The following is a 14,799-nucleotide window of genomic DNA, read 5'->3' as shown; positions in this document are numbered from 1 at the left end:
GACTGCTTACGCTTCAAATGGGGGAAAGCCAGCATGGACAAAGTCATCGTCATCACCGGCGCCAGCCGCGGAATCGGCGCCGCCACGGCCCTGTTGGCCGCAGAGCTTGGCTATCGGATCTGTATCAACTATCAGTCCGACGAACAGGCGGCACAACGTGTGCTCGAGCAAGTACGTGCGCTCGGCGCCCAAGCCATCGCGGTGCGCGCCGACGTCAGCATCGAAGACGAAGTGATCGGACTGTTTCACCGGGTGGACACCGAGCTGGGCCGCGTCACCGCACTGGTCAACAACGCCGGCACCGTCGGGCAAAAGTCGCGGATCGACGAAATGTCTGAGTTCCGTATTCTGAAAATCCTCAAAACCAACGTCCTGGCACCGATCCTCTGTGCCAAACACGCGATTTTGCGCATGTCGCCCAAACACGGCGGGCAGGGCGGCAGCATCGTTAACGTATCGTCGGTCGCTGCTCGCTTGGGAGCGCCCAGCGAATACGTCGACTACGCCGCGTCCAAAGGCGCGCTGGACACCTTCACCATCGGCCTGTCCAAGGAAGTGGCGGGCGAGGGGATTCGCGTCAACGCCGTGCGCCCAGGTTACATCTACACCGATTTCCATGCCTTGAGCGGTGATCCGGACCGGGTCAGCAAGCTTGAGTCGGCAATACCAATGGCGCGCGGTGGGCGGCCGGATGAAGTGGCGGAGGCGATTGTGTGGTTGTTGTCGGATAAAGCGTCGTATGCGACCGGGACTTTCGTCGACCTCGGTGGTGGGCGTTAATCGTTAAGATGCTTTGTTGTCTGATCTGGCCTCTTCGCGAGCAAGCCCGCTCCCACAGGGGGCGTTGGTGAACACATCATTTGTGAACACCACCGACCCCCTGTGGGAGCGGGCTCGCGAAGGCGATAGCTCAGACGCCATTGAGCCTTTAGAACGACCGCACAATCCTCCCCAACGTCTCCATTGCCTTTTCCGAATCCTCAGTCCACGGGCTGCCGTAATTCAACCGAATACAATTCCTGAACCGCTGGGTCGGTGAAAAGATCGGCCCTGGGGCAATGCTGATCCCTTGCGCCAATGCCATCTGGAACAACTTCAGCGAATCCATCTGCGGTGGCAGCTCCAGCCACAGGAAGTAGCCGCCGGCCGGTTGGCTGACGCGGGTTTGGGCCGGGAAGTAGCGGGCGATGGCGGCGAGCATGGCGCTTTGCTGTTCTTCCAGGGCGTAGCGCAGTTTGCGCAGGTGTCGGTCGTAGCCGCCGTGTTGCAGGTAATCGGCGATGGCCGCCTGGGCGGGCATCGAGGCGCAGAGTGAGGTCATGAGTTTCAGGCGTTCGATCTTCTGCGCATAGCGCCCGGCGGCGACCCAGCCGATGCGGTAACCGGGGGCCAGGCTCTTGGCGAACGAACCGCAGTGCATCACCAGCCCTTCGGTATCGAAAGCCTTGGCCGGTTTTGGCGCCTGTTGGCCGTAATAGAGTTCGGCGTAAACGTCATCCTCGATCAGCGGCACCTGATGGCTGCGCAGCAGCTCCACCAGTTCCTGCTTCTTCGCCTCGGGCATGGTCGCGCCCATGGGGTTCTGGAAACTGGTCATGCACCAGCAGGCCTTGATCGGATGCCGTTCCAGGGTTTGCGCCAATACGCCGAGGTCAATGCCGTCTCGCGGGTGGACGGGAATTTCCACGGCTTTGAGCTTCAACCGTTCCAGCACTTGCAGGCTGGCGTAAAACGCCGGGGCTTCGATGGCCACCAGATCGCCAGGCTCCGTCACGGCTTGCAGGCACAGGTTCAGTGCTTCCAGCGCACCGTTGGTGATCAGCAGTTCTTCCATCGGCAGCATCAGCCCGCCGACCATGTAGCGCAGGGCGATTTGTCGGCGCAACTGCGGGTTGCCCGGTGACATGTCGGTGACCACCATGCGCGGGTCCATCTCCCGGGCGGCACTGGCCAGTGAGCGGGACAACCGTTGCAGCGGGAACAGCGTGGGGCTGGGGAAGGCCGAGCCGAAGGGCACGGTGGTCGGGTCCTTGATCGAGTCCAGCACCGAGAACACGAGCTCGCTGACGTCGACTTCGGTGGACTCGTTGACCTGGCTGCTGATCACCGGCTCCGAGAACGGGCTCGGTGCATGCGCATTGACGAAGTAGCCGGAACGCGGCCGGGCGCGGATAAGGCCGCGACGTTCGAGCAGGTAATAGGCCTGGAACACCGTGGACGGGCTGACGCCGTAGGTCTGACTGGCGTAGCGCACCGACGGCACCCGCTGGCCGGGGCCGAGAACGCCGGAGCGGATCAGTTCAGCGATGTCGTCGGCGAATTTTTCGTAGCGTTTCATCGAAGGCCCGGTTTGAAGTTATTCAAGTTTGTGCACTGTTGTGGCGAGGGAGCTTGCTCCCGCTCGGCTGCGTAGCAGTCGTAAAATTTTGGGGGCGCTTCGCACCCCAGCGGGAGCAAGCTCCCTCGCCACAGGGGACCGCATCTGACAAAGGACTGCATCTTAAAGGCTCAACGGTTCATCGGTGCAACAAACCGGCTGTTGGCCACGCTGTAGATGTCCGGCTCATCGCTGTCGACAATCTTGAAACTGATCGTCTGTGAGCTGCTGCTCGGCCGTTCCGTGGTCATCGCCACCGATACCGGTACGTCGACGATCTCTCCGGGGGCCAGGCTCAGTTCGGTCTTGCCTTGCAACTGGAAGCCGTCGCCATCGACCAGCGTCAATTGATAATCCTGACGTTGCTGGGTCTTGTTGATGACCTTCAGGCTGTAGATGTTTTCGATCTGGCCTTCACTGTTCTCGCGGAACAGGCCACGGTCTTTGCTCACGTCCAGCGACACCATCGGCCGTTCCACCAGCGCCAGGGCGAGGGCGCCGATCATCACCAGCAGCACCATGGTGTAACCGATCAGCCGCGGGCGCAGCAGGTGGGTCTTGCCACCTTGCAATTGATGCTCCGAGGTGTAGCTGATCAGCCCACGGGCGTAGCCCATTTTGTCCATGATCGAATCGCAGGCATCGATGCAGGCGGCGCAACCGATGCATTCCATCTGCAAGCCGTCGCGGATGTCGATGCCGGTCGGGCAGACCTGCACGCACAATTGGCAGTCGATGCAATCACCCAGTCCGACCTCGGCAGGTTTCACCTCACGTTTGCGTGGGCCACGGTTTTCACCGCGGGCCACGTCGTAGGAAATGGTCAGGGTGTCCTTGTCGAACATCACGCTCTGGAACCGCGCATACGGGCACATGTGCATGCACACCGCTTCGCGCAGCCAACCGGCATTGATGTAAGTGGCCCCGGTGAAGAACAGCACCCAGAACAGGCTGACGCCGCCGATTTGCAAGGTCAGCAGTTCTTCGGCCAAGGGCCGGATCGGCGTGAAGTAGCCGACAAAGGTCAAGCCGGTGAGCAGGCTGATCGCCAGCCACAAGGTGTGTTTGGCCGAGCGGCGGAGCAGTTTGTTCAGGCCCCAGGGAGCGGCTTGCAGCTTGATTCGCTGGTTGCGTTCGCCTTCGGTGATTTTTTCGCACCACATGAAGATCCAGGTCCAGGAGCTCTGCGGGCAGGTGTAGCCGCACCAGACTCTGCCTGCGAACACGGTGATCGCAAACAGACCGAACGCGGCGATGATCAGCAGCGCCGAGAGCAGGATGAAATCCTGTGGCCAGAAGGTCGCGCCGAAGATGTGGAATTTGCTTTCGGAGAGGTCCCAGAGCACCGCCTGGCGACCACCCCAGTTCAGCCACACCGTGCCGAAGAACAGCAGAAACAGAAACCCCGCGCCGCTCATGCGCAGGGTGCGGAACAAACCGGTGAAGCTGCGGGTGTGGATCAGGTTGTCGCTGGACTTGGCCTTTATCTTTGGACGCAAAGACTCATTGCTTTTTATAAATGAGGCAGGCTCAACGGTTCGGACGGGGATTCTATTGCTCATGGTCTTTCGCTCATCAGCCTCCATCAGGCCTGAGCACTATGACCAGCGATCTGTTTGCATAACAGACTCAGCTAACGCAATAAAAAGCGGATCAGATGGATTGCCCGCACCCGCCTGCGACAACTTGATGCACCCGCAAGGGCGGGCTGCAAACGCCTGTGACAGGTGTTTGCGGCGTGTATTGTGCGGGTCAGTCAAATCACCGAATCACTGTCCGTGGCCTTCAAGTGCCGGCGACCGTCCACGGCGCCTGCTACGGTCAATGCATCGGCTTCTGCTTCGGTGATGTAGAAGCGCTGGCCGTCGAGGTCGACCGCCGACATGGATTTTTCCCCGTCGGTGATGATGGTGACATCGGGGCAAAGACGAATTTCTTCGCTGTTCTCGGTGATGAAAAAGCAGGTCTGGTTGTCGATGCGCACGGTCATGGGGGTGTCCCTTTTCTACGGATTCTTAAGGGTTAGGACCCATCTGTCGGTTATCGTTCTGTGCAACCGATTAATGGCGGGCACCCTGCTGTAAAAGGACCGCCCCCGCCCATCGGTTCATGGGTTCACGACCGTCTACAGTGGCAGATGGCGTGAGTCGTGCTTAAGTGGGTTGACCTGTACGCGGGGAATTTGATTCCCCGAAAGACTTGGCAAATCCCTCTGAACTTTTACCGGTGCCTGCGGCTCGGAACTTAAGTGAGTTCATGTCGGGGCAGACCGCTCCGCGTGAACGACGACCAGGCACAAGAGCGTCCTTGGGGCGTAAAGGAGAGATGCTCGATGACTGCTGAAAAACCCACAGAGCTGAGCTACAACCCCCATATACCGCTGTCGCAGGCCTTACTGCTGCCGCGGATCGTGATTGAAAACACCATGCCGACCCTCGATGGCGGGCAATTCGCCGTTAAAGCCGTGGTCGGCCAGGACGTGGTGGTGACCAGCAAGGTATTTGCCGACGGTCACGACAAACTGGCCGTGCGCATTCGCTGGCGTGCCGAGGGCGACGACACCTGGCAGAGCGAGGTGATGGCCGAGTTGGGCAATAACGGCTGGCAGGGCCAGTTCTGTGTCGAGCAGCAGGGCCGCTATGCGTTCTGTCTCGAAGCCTGGATCGATCAGTACGCCAGCTTTTGTTATGAGCTGGAAAAAAAGCACGTTGCTGGCGTCTCGGTCAGCCTGGAGTTGCAGGAAGGGCGCACTCACGTCCAGCAGGCGGCCGAACGCAGCGACGGCCAACTCAGCGAACGACTGGCGGCGTTGCACCATGAGCTGTCCAGTCTGCTCGAAACCGAGCAGGTCGCCTTGTTTCTGCACCAACACAGCGCGGACTTGATGGCCCGGGCCGACCATCGTCCCTTCCTGAGCCTGAGCCCTGAATACCCGGTGGACGTGGAGCGGGAGTTGGCGCAGTTCGCCAGTTGGTATGAGTTGTTTCCGCGCTCGATCACCAATGACCCGGCCCGTCACGGCACCTTCAACGATGTGCATGCGCGGCTGGCGATGATCCAGGACATGGGCTTCGACGTGCTGTACTTCACGCCGATTCACCCGATCGGCCGCAGCTACCGCAAAGGCCCGAACAATTCGTTGACCGCCGGCCCTGACGATCCGGGCAGCCCTTACGCCATCGGCAGCGAAGAGGGCGGGCATGAGGCGATTCACTCGGAACTGGGCAGCCGCGAGGACTTTCGCCGGCTGGTCGCGGCCGCCGCCGAGCATGGGCTGGAAGTGGCCCTCGACTTTGCGATTCAGTGTTCCCAGGATCACCCGTGGCTCAAACAACATCCGGGCTGGTTCAACTGGCGGCCGGACGGCACGATCAAATACGCCGAGAACCCGCCGAAGAAATACCAGGACATCGTCAACGTCGATTTCTATGCCGTGGACGCGATTCCCAGCCTGTGGACCGAGTTGCGGGACATCGTGGTGGGCTGGGTCGAGGAGGGCGTGAAGCTGTTTCGCGTCGACAACCCTCACACCAAACCGTTGCCGTTCTGGCAGTGGCTGATCGCCGATGTGCGAGCGCTGTACCCCGAGGTGATCTTCCTGGCCGAAGCCTTTACCACGCCGGCGATGATGGCGCGTTTGGGCAAGGTCGGTTACTCCCAGAGCTACACCTATTTCACCTGGCGCAACACCAAGACCGAGCTGGCGACCTATTTCACCGAACTCAACGAGTCGCCATGGCGGGAATGCTACCGGCCGAATTTTTTCGTCAACACGCCAGACATCAACCCGGCGTTCCTGCATGAGTCCGGGCGTGCCGGCTTTCTGATTCGTGCCGCGCTGGCGACCATGGGCTCCGGGCTGTGGGGCATGTATTCGGGTTTCGAACTGTGTGAAGCGGCGCCGGTGCCAGGGCGGGAGGAGTACCTCAATTCCGAGAAGTACGAAATCCGCCCACGGGATTACAACGCGCCGGGCAACATCATTGCCGAAATCGCCCAGCTCAACCGTATCCGTCGGCAGAACCCGGCGTTGCACACGCACCTGGGCCTGAAGGTCTACAACGCCTGGAACGACAACATTCTGTACTTCGGCAAACGCAGCGTTGATGGCAGCAATTTCATTCTGGTGGCCGTCAGCCTCGATCCGCACAACGCCCAGGAAGCGAATTTCGAATTGCCGCTGTGGGAAATGGGCCTGCCTGACGACGCCAGCACCCAGGGTGAAGACTTGATGAGCGGCCATCGCTGGACCTGGCACGGTAAGTACCAGTTCATGCGGATCGAACCGTGGCATCTGCCGTTCGGGATTTGGAGGATTACCGCACCGTCATGATCGTTCCCACGCAGAGCGTGGGAACGATCTCGGCCAAGGCGTTCTCTAGTATTAACAGGAGTTTCAAATGGCGAAGAAACCCAGGTCAGCCACCTTCATCAAGGACCCGCTCTGGTACAAGGATGCGGTGATCTACCAGGTTCACGTTAAGTCTTTTTTCGACTCCAACAATGACGGGATCGGCGACTTTCCCGGCCTTATCGCCAAACTCGATTACATCGCCGATCTGGGCGTCAACACCATCTGGCTGTTGCCGTTCTACCCCTCGCCACGACGTGACGACGGCTACGACATCGCCGAATACCGTGGCGTGCACGCTGACTACGGCACGATGGCCGATGCCAAACGCTTCATTTCCGAGGCCCACAAACGCGGTCTGCGGGTGATTACCGAACTGGTCATCAACCACACCTCGGACCAGCACGCGTGGTTCCAGCGCGCGCGCAAGGCCAAGCCCGGTTCGGCGGCCCGCGACTTCTACGTCTGGTCCGATGACGACCAGAAATACGACGGCACCCGCATCATCTTTCTCGACACCGAAAAGTCCAACTGGACCTGGGACCCGGTGGCCGGTCAGTACTTCTGGCACCGTTTCTATTCCCACCAGCCAGACCTGAACTTCGACAACCCGCAGGTCATGAAAGCGGTGCTGTCGGTGATGCGTTACTGGCTCGACATGGGCATCGACGGTCTGCGCCTGGATGCGATCCCGTACCTGATCGAGCGCGACGGCACCCACAACGAAAACCTCCCCGAGACCCACGATGTCCTCAAGCAGATCCGTGCCGAGATCGACGCAAACTATCCCGACCGCATGTTGCTGGCCGAGGCCAATCAGTGGCCGGAAGACACTCAGCTGTACTTTGGCAACACCGATGCCAGCGGCCAGAACGGCGACGAATGCCACATGGCCTTTCACTTCCCGTTGATGCCGCGCATGTACATGGCGTTGGCCCAGGAAGACCGCTTCCCGATCACTGACATTCTGCGTCAGACCCCGGAAATCCCCGCCAACTGCCAGTGGGCGATTTTCCTGCGCAACCACGATGAGCTGACCCTGGAAATGGTCACCGACCGGGAGCGCGATTACCTGTGGAATTACTACGCGGCCGACCGTCGGGCGCGGATCAACCTGGGGATTCGCCGGCGTCTGGCGCCGTTGATGGAGCGCGATCGTCGCCGCGTGGAATTGCTCAACAGCCTGCTGCTGTCGATGCCCGGCACGCCGACCCTGTATTACGGTGATGAAATCGGCATGGGCGACAACATCTACCTCGGCGACCGCGACGGTGTGCGCACACCGATGCAGTGGTCGATCGACCGTAACGGTGGGTTCTCCCGCGCCGACCCGGCCAGCCTGGTGCTGCCGCCGATCATGGACCCGCAATACGGCTACCTGTCGGTCAACGTCGAAACCCAGGCCGGCGACCCTCATTCATTGTTGAACTGGACCCGGCGCATGCTCGCGGTGCGCAAGCAGTCCAAGGCCTTCGGTCGCGGGACGTTGAAGATGCTCTCGCCGAGCAATCGACGGATTCTGGCTTATACCCGCGAATTCACCGGTCCGGACGGCAAACACGAGATTATTTTGTGCGTGGCCAACGTGTCCCGCAGCGCGCAAGCGGCGGAACTGGATCTGTCGGCATACGTCGGCATGGTTCCGGTGGAGATGCTCGGCGGCAATGCATTCCCGCCGATCGGCCAGTTGAATTTCCTGCTGACGCTGGCGCCTTACGGCTTCTATTGGTTCGGGCTTGCGGCGGAAAACCAGATGCCGAGTTGGCACGTGGAGCCAGCGCAAAGCCTGCCGGACTTCACCACCCTGGTGCTGAAGAAACGCATGGAAGAGCTGCTCGAAGCGCCGTCCCGCCACACGCTGGAGCAGAGCATTCTGCCGAACTGGTTGCAGAACCGTCGCTGGTTCGCTGGCAAGGACGGCACCATTGATAGCGTCAACCTCGCCTACGGCGTGCGCTTCGGCGACCCGCAGCATCCGGTGTTGTTGGGTGAAATCGACGTCACCAGCGGCGGTCAGACCAGCCGCTATCAGTTGCCATTCGGTTTTATCTCCGAGGAGCAGGTCGGCGCGGCGTTGCCGCAGCAATTGGCGCTGGCCAGGGTCCGGCGCGGTCGGCAGGTCGGCTTGATCACCGACGCCTTCAGCCTCGACAGCTTTGTTCATGCGGTGTTGCAGGGCATGCAGGCCGGCACGGTGTTGCCGTCTGATGGCGGCGAGATCCGTTTCGAACCTACCGAAGAGTTGGCCAGACTGGGCCTGAGCGCCGAGTCGCAGGTGCGTTACCTGTCCGCCGAGCAATCCAACAGTTCGGTGGTGATCGGCGGCAGTCTGGTGCTGAAACTGATCCGCAAGGTCGCGTCAGGCGTGCACCCGGAACTGGAAATGAGCGCCTACCTGACCCACGCCGGTTTTGCCAATATTTCGCCGCTGCTGGGGGCGGTGATACGTCGCGATGCGGCGGGCGAGGACACGCTGTTGATGATTGCCCAAGGCTATTTGAGTAATCAGGGCGATGCGTGGGAATGGACGCAGAACAACCTCGAACGGGCGCTTCGCGACGAACTCGCCAATGCCGTGTCCGAGCAGGAGCAGCACTACAACGCCCTCGGCGAACTGAAGGATTTCGCCGGCATGCTTGGCCAGCGCCTGGGGGAAATGCATCAGGTGTTGGCGGCCCCGAGTGCCGACCCGGATTTTGCGCCACAGGTCACTACCCAGAAAGATGCCCTGGCCTCGGCCAAGGATGTGACGGCGCAATTGGAGCACGCGCTGAAGTTGCTCAAGCAGCATCAAACCGAACTGAACGCGGTGGACCAGGCATTGGTCGGTCGATTGCTGGATAACAAAAAAGCCATCCTCAGTCATGTTCAGGAACTGGGGAAAAAGGCGGCTGGCGGATTGCGCATTCGCGTCCATGGCGACTTGCATTTGGGGCAGGTGCTGGTGATCAAGGGTGATGCCTACCTGATCGATTTTGAGGGTGAACCGGCGCGACCGCTGCATGAACGCCGGGGCAAACACAGCCCTTATAAAGATGTCAGCGGCGTGTTGCGCTCCTTCGATTACGCCGCGGCGATGATGATCAATGTGCAGAATGTCGACAACACCCCCGACGCCCGGATGGCGCGTCAACGCGTCGCCGAGCGTTATTTGAAAGAGGCGCGACAATCATTTGTCGACGCTTATCGGCTGGCGGCAGCTAGTCTTGCTCATGCATGGCAAGATCCTGAAGGCGAGGACGCTGCGCTGGCGTTGTTCGGTCTGGAGAAGGCGGCGTATGAGGTGGCCTATGAGGCTGAAAATCGCCCCACTTGGCTGCCCGTGCCGTTGCACGGTTTATATGGACTATTGAGTGGGCTTAAACCCTTTTCCGATCTTGGTGGAGAGTAGTCATGAGTTTCTCGAACAAGGAACAGGGTCACGCTAAAGAGGCAATGTTGCCCAGGGCGCGGGACATCGACGCACTGGTGCGTGCCGAACATCACGATCCTTTTGCAATACTCGGCCCCCATGGCGATGGCGATGGCGGGCAATTCATTCGCGCTTATCTGCCGGACGCGTTAAGCGTGCAGGTGTTGGCCAAGGACTCCGGGGAAGAGCTCGGCCATCTTGAGGCGATCCAGACACCGGGGCTGTTTGTCGGCCACTTCGATCGGGCGCAACCTTATCTGCTGCGTACCCGTTGGGCCGGCGGCGAACAAACGTCAGAAGATCCTTACAGCTTCGGCCCGTTGCTCGGCGAGATGGACTTGTACCTGTTCGCCGAGGGTAATCACCGTGATCTGAGTGGTTGCCTTGGCGCGCAGATGAAGACGGTCGATGGAGTGGATGGCGTGCGGTTCTCCGTATGGGCGCCGAACGCCAAACGGGTGTCGGTGGTTGGTGACTTCAACAACTGGGACGGTCGCCGGCACCCGATGCGGCTGCGCCATCCTACCGGTGTCTGGGAACTGTTCATCCCGCGCCTGCAAGCGGGGGAGGCCTACAAATACGAAATCCTCGGTACTCACGGCATTCTGCCGCTCAAGGCCGATCCGATGGCCCTCGCCACCACGCTGCCGCCGGACACCGCGTCGAAAGTCGCCTCACCGCTGAAAGTCGACTGGCGGGACCAGGCCTGGATGCAGTCACGGGGCGAGCGTCAGCGAACCAGCGCACCGTTGTCGATCTACGAGTTGCACGCCGGTTCCTGGCAATGCGAGCTGGATGACCTGGGCGAAGTCGCCCGTCAGTACACCTGGCCCGAGTTGGCCGAGCGGCTGATTCCTTATGTGAAGGAGCTGGGTTTTACCCACATCGAGCTGATGCCGATCATGGAACATCCGTTCGGTGGCTCATGGGGTTATCAACTGCTGTCGCAATTCGCCCCGAGCGCCCGTTACGGCTCGCCGGATGAGTTCGCTGCCTTCGTCAACGCCTGTCACCAGGCCGAGATCGGCGTGATCCTCGATTGGGTGCCGGCGCATTTCCCCACCGATACCCACGGCCTTGCACAGTTCGACGGCACTGCGTTGTATGAGTACGGCAACCCGATGGAGGGTTTTCACCAGGACTGGGACACGCTGATCTACAACCTGGGCCGCACCGAGGTGCACGGTTATATGCTGGCGTCGGCGTTGCACTGGCTCAAGCACTTCCACGTCGATGGCCTGCGGGTCGACGCGGTGGCGTCGATGCTGTACCGCGATTACTCGCGCAAGGCCGGCGAGTGGGTGCCCAACCGTCACGGCGGTCGGGAAAACCTGGAAGCCATCGATTTCGTCCGCCATCTCAACGATGTAGTGGCCCTGGAAGCACCGGGCGCGCTGGTGATTGCCGAAGAGTCCACCGCGTGGCCGGGTGTCAGCCAGAGCACGCAACAGGGCGGACTGGGTTTTGCCTATAAGTGGAACATGGGCTGGATGCACGATTCGCTGCATTACATTCAGCAAGATCCGGTATACCGCGCCCATCATCACAACGAGCTGAGTTTCGGCCTGGTGTATGCCTGGTCCGAGCGTTTCATCCTGCCGATTTCCCATGACGAAGTGGTTCACGGCAAGCACTCGCTGATCGACAAGATGCCCGGCGATCGCTGGCAGAAGTTTGCCAACCTGCGGGCTTATCTGAGTTTCATGTGGACGCATCCTGGCAAGAAACTGTTGTTCATGGGCTGCGAATTCGGCCAGTGGCGTGAGTGGAATCACGATCAGCAACTGGACTGGTATTTACTGCAATACCCGGAACACCAGGGGGTGCGCAAACTGGTCGGTGACCTGAACCGGCTGTATCGCGAAGAGCCGGCGCTGCACGATCAGGACGATGCCCCGCAAGGCTTCCAGTGGTTGATCGGCGACGATGCGATCAACAGCGTCTACGCCTGGCTGCGCTGGAGCAAGGAGGGCAGGCCGGTGTTGGTGGTGGCCAACTTCACTCCGGTGCCGCGTCAGTCCTACCGCATCGGCGCGCCGTTTGCCGGGCGCTGGGTCGAGTTGATCAACAGCGATGCCGACACTTATGCCGGGTCCAATTATGGAAACGGTGGCGGGGTGTTCACCGAGGAAGAGCCGAGCCATGGGCAGGCCCTTTCGCTGGTGTTGAATTTGCCGCCGTTGGCGGTGTTGATCCTGCGGCCGGAGGGTTGATTTAACACCGCGTCGCTCCTATCGCGAGCAGGCTCGCTCCCACAGAGGAATGCATTTCAAATGTGGGAGCGAGCCTGCTCGCGAAGAGGCCGGTCCGAACAAAGCACGTCTTGAAGGCATACTCTCACCACCGCATCCGCACACCCAGGCTGCCAATCAACCCGTTCAAATCATTGTCATCCACATTGCTGCTGTAATCGGCGCTGACATACAGGCTGACCAAAGGTGTCACTCTGGCCACCAGCCCCAGACCCACGTCCACCGACGAGGAGCTGCGGCTGCTGCTGATTTTGTCGACCTGATCCAGGCTGACGGTGTTGCCGGTGTACACCGTGTGCCACAGGTTGGTCCGCACATAGGGTTCGACCGGCAGGCCGTTGATATCGTAAGTGCCTTTCAAGCGTGCCCCGACCCGTCCGCTCCAGGCGTTCACGTCGCTGGACGAGGCGTTGCCGGAGCCGGCGTACGGCGTATCCAGCGTGATGCGTTGATTGATCAACTGCGCCTGGGGTTCGACCACCCAGTTATCGCTCAGGCCGATGGGGAAGCCCCCTTCCACCGACAATGTCACCGCGCTGCCCTCGGCGGCTTGCCGCGCGCCCTGGTCGTTGCGGCTGTAACCGCTGACCCGGCCACCGCTGGCCGACAAATCTACGTGCCAGCCTTGCGGCCCGGTCAAGCTCCAATAGGCACCAAGGCTTTGGCCTTGAAGGTTGAGCGTGTCATTACCGGGGTCGGCGAGGGCGCGGCTGGTCAGCAGGCCGTTGTCGTTGCCCTGGAATTGAGCGGTGCCGCCGATCAGTCCGACCCGTTGGGTATTGCCGCTGGCGCTTTGCACGGTCAGGAGCGCCGGGCCTTTGAGTTCGCTGGCGCCGGGAATTGTGCCCTGGGCCAGATAATCGGTTTGGGCCTGCCGCGATGTCGCCCCATAGACGTAGTCCCAGGCCGAAGGCGCAGTGTCTTCGATCGTCAGGCGTGAGTTGTGTAAACGGTCGGGATAGGTGGCGAAGCCGAAGGGCAAGGTGAGTGTCGGCGGTTCCTGGTTGTACCAGAGGGTTGTTTCATCCTCGGCGGGCGATGCTCGCACCTCCATGGATGAGCACAGCAGGAATGAACCCGAGACAACGCAAAAAGTAATTTTTATCTCTTGTGGGGTGAATGAAGTTCTCATGGGGGTCTGCCTTGCAATCGCATGCGTATCTCGCTGTGGCGTCTCTCCTACCCCGAATGAGGGGCGACCGAATGGATTGAGGCAAGGTCCGACCCGCCCGTTTTTACGGGTGTCTGGAGGCTTGCCCCTGATGGATTTCCGGGGGTAGTAAGGACTAGCTAAGAAGACCGATGGCGTCACGTCAAGAAAATGGCCGATAAGTGGTATTGCTAATTTTGGTTCTGTAAGTGACTGATTTTTGGCGCAGATCTAAGTTGTTGTTTGTGCGAAAAATCATTCTGAAAGGTGCGCTCCAGACGTGTTAGGTAGTGGGCTATCGGTTGCGCGACGGATCACCCGTGCAAAATTCATGAGCAAGTCCGGCACGTTATTACGGTCATTTTTTCTGTTGGGCGCGGCAATTCCTGGCGCCTGTCGCTTGACGGTGTTACAGGCGCACCTCCACCGCCAGCGGCAAGTGATCCGACAGGTGCGTCCAGGGCTTGTAGCCGAGTATGCGCGGCTCATGACTACTGGCATTGCGCAGGTAGATCCGGTCCAGGCGCAGCAGGGGAAACCGCGCCGGGTAAGTTTTCGCCGGCCGGCCATGGTGGCGTTCGAAGGCTTCATGCAGGTAGTCGCGTCGGGCGAGGGCGGCGTTGCCTTGTAACTGCCAGTCGTTGAAGTCGCCGGCAATGATCACCGGAGCATCGTCAGGCAACGATTCGAGCAACAGGCAGAGCAACTGGAGCTGGAGTTGTCGATGGCTTTCCAGCAGGCTCAGGTGCACGCAAATGGCATGCACCTCGGCATGGCCCGGCACATCCAGCACACAGTGCAGCAACCCGCGCCGCTCGGGGCCAGTGATCGAGACATCGAGGTTACGAAATTCGCGTATCGGGTATTTCGACAGCAGGGCATTGCCGTGGTGGCCGTTGGGATAGACCGCGTTGCGACCGTACGCGAAATCGCTCCACATGCTGTCGGCCAGGAACTCGTATTGCGAGGTTGGTGGCCAGTCGTTGTAACGGGAGGAATGCCGGTCGTGCTCACCGACCACTTCCTGTAGAAACACCAGGTCCGCCGACGTACTGCGTACCGCTTCACGCAATTCCGGGAGGATGAAGCGTCGGTTGAGGGCGGTGAAGCCCTTGTGAGTGTTGACCGTCAGCACTCTGAGTCGATGAATCGCCGGGGGCGTGTTCGATGGCACTGATTCGACGGCTTGGCGTTCGGCATCGCTGGTCACGTTCACTCCTCTGAATCAGGGCTGCTGTATCTATGCGACTGATGCGT

9 protein-coding genes are annotated in these 14,799 nt (G+C 60.4%); 4 read left to right on the top strand and 5 right to left on the bottom strand.

From position 1 onward, the window contains the following. Positions 1-33 precede the first annotated feature (33 nt). Complete coding sequence (locus LOY38_RS15705) at positions 34-780, top strand: SDR family oxidoreductase (protein ID WP_258696012.1); 747 nt, start codon at positions 34-36, stop codon at positions 778-780. Positions 781-928: 148 nt separating this feature from the next. Here LOY38_RS15705 and mapR read toward each other — a convergent pair whose 3' ends face one another. The 3 genes from mapR to LOY38_RS15690 form a co-directional block, all read right to left on the bottom strand. After that, positions 929-2,338 (bottom strand): GntR family transcriptional regulator MpaR, encoded by a 1,410-nt coding sequence (mapR, locus tag LOY38_RS15700; protein WP_253554767.1) that lies wholly within the window; start codon positions 2,336-2,338, stop codon positions 929-931. Positions 2,339-2,508: 170 nt separating this feature from the next. Next, positions 2,509-3,939 (bottom strand): cytochrome c oxidase accessory protein CcoG, encoded by a 1,431-nt coding sequence (gene ccoG, locus LOY38_RS15695; protein ID WP_258696011.1) that lies wholly within the window; start codon positions 3,937-3,939, stop codon positions 2,509-2,511. A gap of 194 nt (positions 3,940-4,133) precedes the next feature. After that, positions 4,134-4,367 carry a DUF3203 family protein gene (locus tag LOY38_RS15690; RefSeq protein WP_258696010.1) on the bottom strand — a complete coding sequence of 78 codons (234 nt, stop codon included), beginning with the start codon at positions 4,365-4,367 and terminating at the stop codon, positions 4,134-4,136. A 342-nt stretch (positions 4,368-4,709) separates the two neighbouring features. Here LOY38_RS15690 and LOY38_RS15685 point away from each other — a divergent pair, with 342 nt between their 5' ends. The 3 genes from LOY38_RS15685 (at position 4,710) to glgB (ending at position 12,353) form a co-directional block, all read left to right on the top strand. Then, positions 4,710-6,710: an alpha-1,4-glucan--maltose-1-phosphate maltosyltransferase gene (locus LOY38_RS15685; RefSeq protein WP_258696009.1), complete on the top strand. Its 2,001-nt coding sequence runs from the start codon at positions 4,710-4,712 to the stop codon at positions 6,708-6,710. Between the two features lie 67 nt (positions 6,711-6,777). After that, a complete protein-coding gene (gene treS / locus LOY38_RS15680) occupies positions 6,778-10,119 on the top strand; it encodes a maltose alpha-D-glucosyltransferase (RefSeq protein WP_258696008.1) in 3,342 nt (1,113 codons plus the stop codon). Positions 10,120-10,121: 2 nt separating this feature from the next. After that, a complete protein-coding gene (glgB, locus tag LOY38_RS15675; RefSeq protein ID WP_258696007.1) occupies positions 10,122-12,353 on the top strand; it encodes a 1,4-alpha-glucan branching protein GlgB in 2,232 nt (743 codons plus the stop codon). A gap of 124 nt (positions 12,354-12,477) precedes the next feature. Here the strand turns inward: glgB and LOY38_RS15670 are convergent, their stop codons facing one another. Both LOY38_RS15670 and LOY38_RS15665 read right to left on the bottom strand, forming a co-directional pair. Next, a complete protein-coding gene (locus LOY38_RS15670) occupies positions 12,478-13,524 on the bottom strand; it encodes an autotransporter outer membrane beta-barrel domain-containing protein (RefSeq protein WP_258696006.1) in 1,047 nt (348 codons plus the stop codon). Positions 13,525-13,951: 427 nt separating this feature from the next. Further along, positions 13,952-14,752, bottom strand: a complete 801-nt coding sequence (locus LOY38_RS15665) for an endonuclease/exonuclease/phosphatase family protein (protein WP_258696005.1) — start codon at positions 14,750-14,752, stop codon at positions 13,952-13,954. Positions 14,753-14,799 lie beyond the last annotated feature (47 nt).

It is taken from the genome of Pseudomonas sp. B21-015, assembly GCF_024749285.1.
Lineage (GTDB): Bacteria > Pseudomonadota > Gammaproteobacteria > Pseudomonadales > Pseudomonadaceae > Aquipseudomonas.
The sequence above is the reverse complement of the archived record's forward strand: the minus strand, read 5'-3'. Positions and strand labels throughout refer to the sequence as shown.

Bases quoted from the DNA above. Each gene is read 5' to 3' on its own strand.
- LOY38_RS15705 (WP_258696012.1), top strand. From the start codon at position 34: ATGGACAAAGTCATCGTCATCACCGGCGCCAGCCGCGGAATCGGCGCC.
- mapR (WP_253554767.1), bottom strand. From the start codon at position 2,338: ATGAAACGCTACGAAAAATTCGCCGACGACATCGCTGAACTGATCCGC.
- ccoG (WP_258696011.1), bottom strand. From the start codon at position 3,939: ATGAGCAATAGAATCCCCGTCCGAACCGTTGAGCCTGCCTCATTTATA.
- LOY38_RS15690 (WP_258696010.1), bottom strand. From the start codon at position 4,367: ATGACCGTGCGCATCGACAACCAGACCTGCTTTTTCATCACCGAGAAC.
- LOY38_RS15685 (WP_258696009.1), top strand. From the start codon at position 4,710: ATGACTGCTGAAAAACCCACAGAGCTGAGCTACAACCCCCATATACCG.
- treS (WP_258696008.1), top strand. From the start codon at position 6,778: ATGGCGAAGAAACCCAGGTCAGCCACCTTCATCAAGGACCCGCTCTGG.
- glgB (WP_258696007.1), top strand. From the start codon at position 10,122: ATGAGTTTCTCGAACAAGGAACAGGGTCACGCTAAAGAGGCAATGTTG.
- LOY38_RS15670 (WP_258696006.1), bottom strand. From the start codon at position 13,524: ATGAGAACTTCATTCACCCCACAAGAGATAAAAATTACTTTTTGCGTT.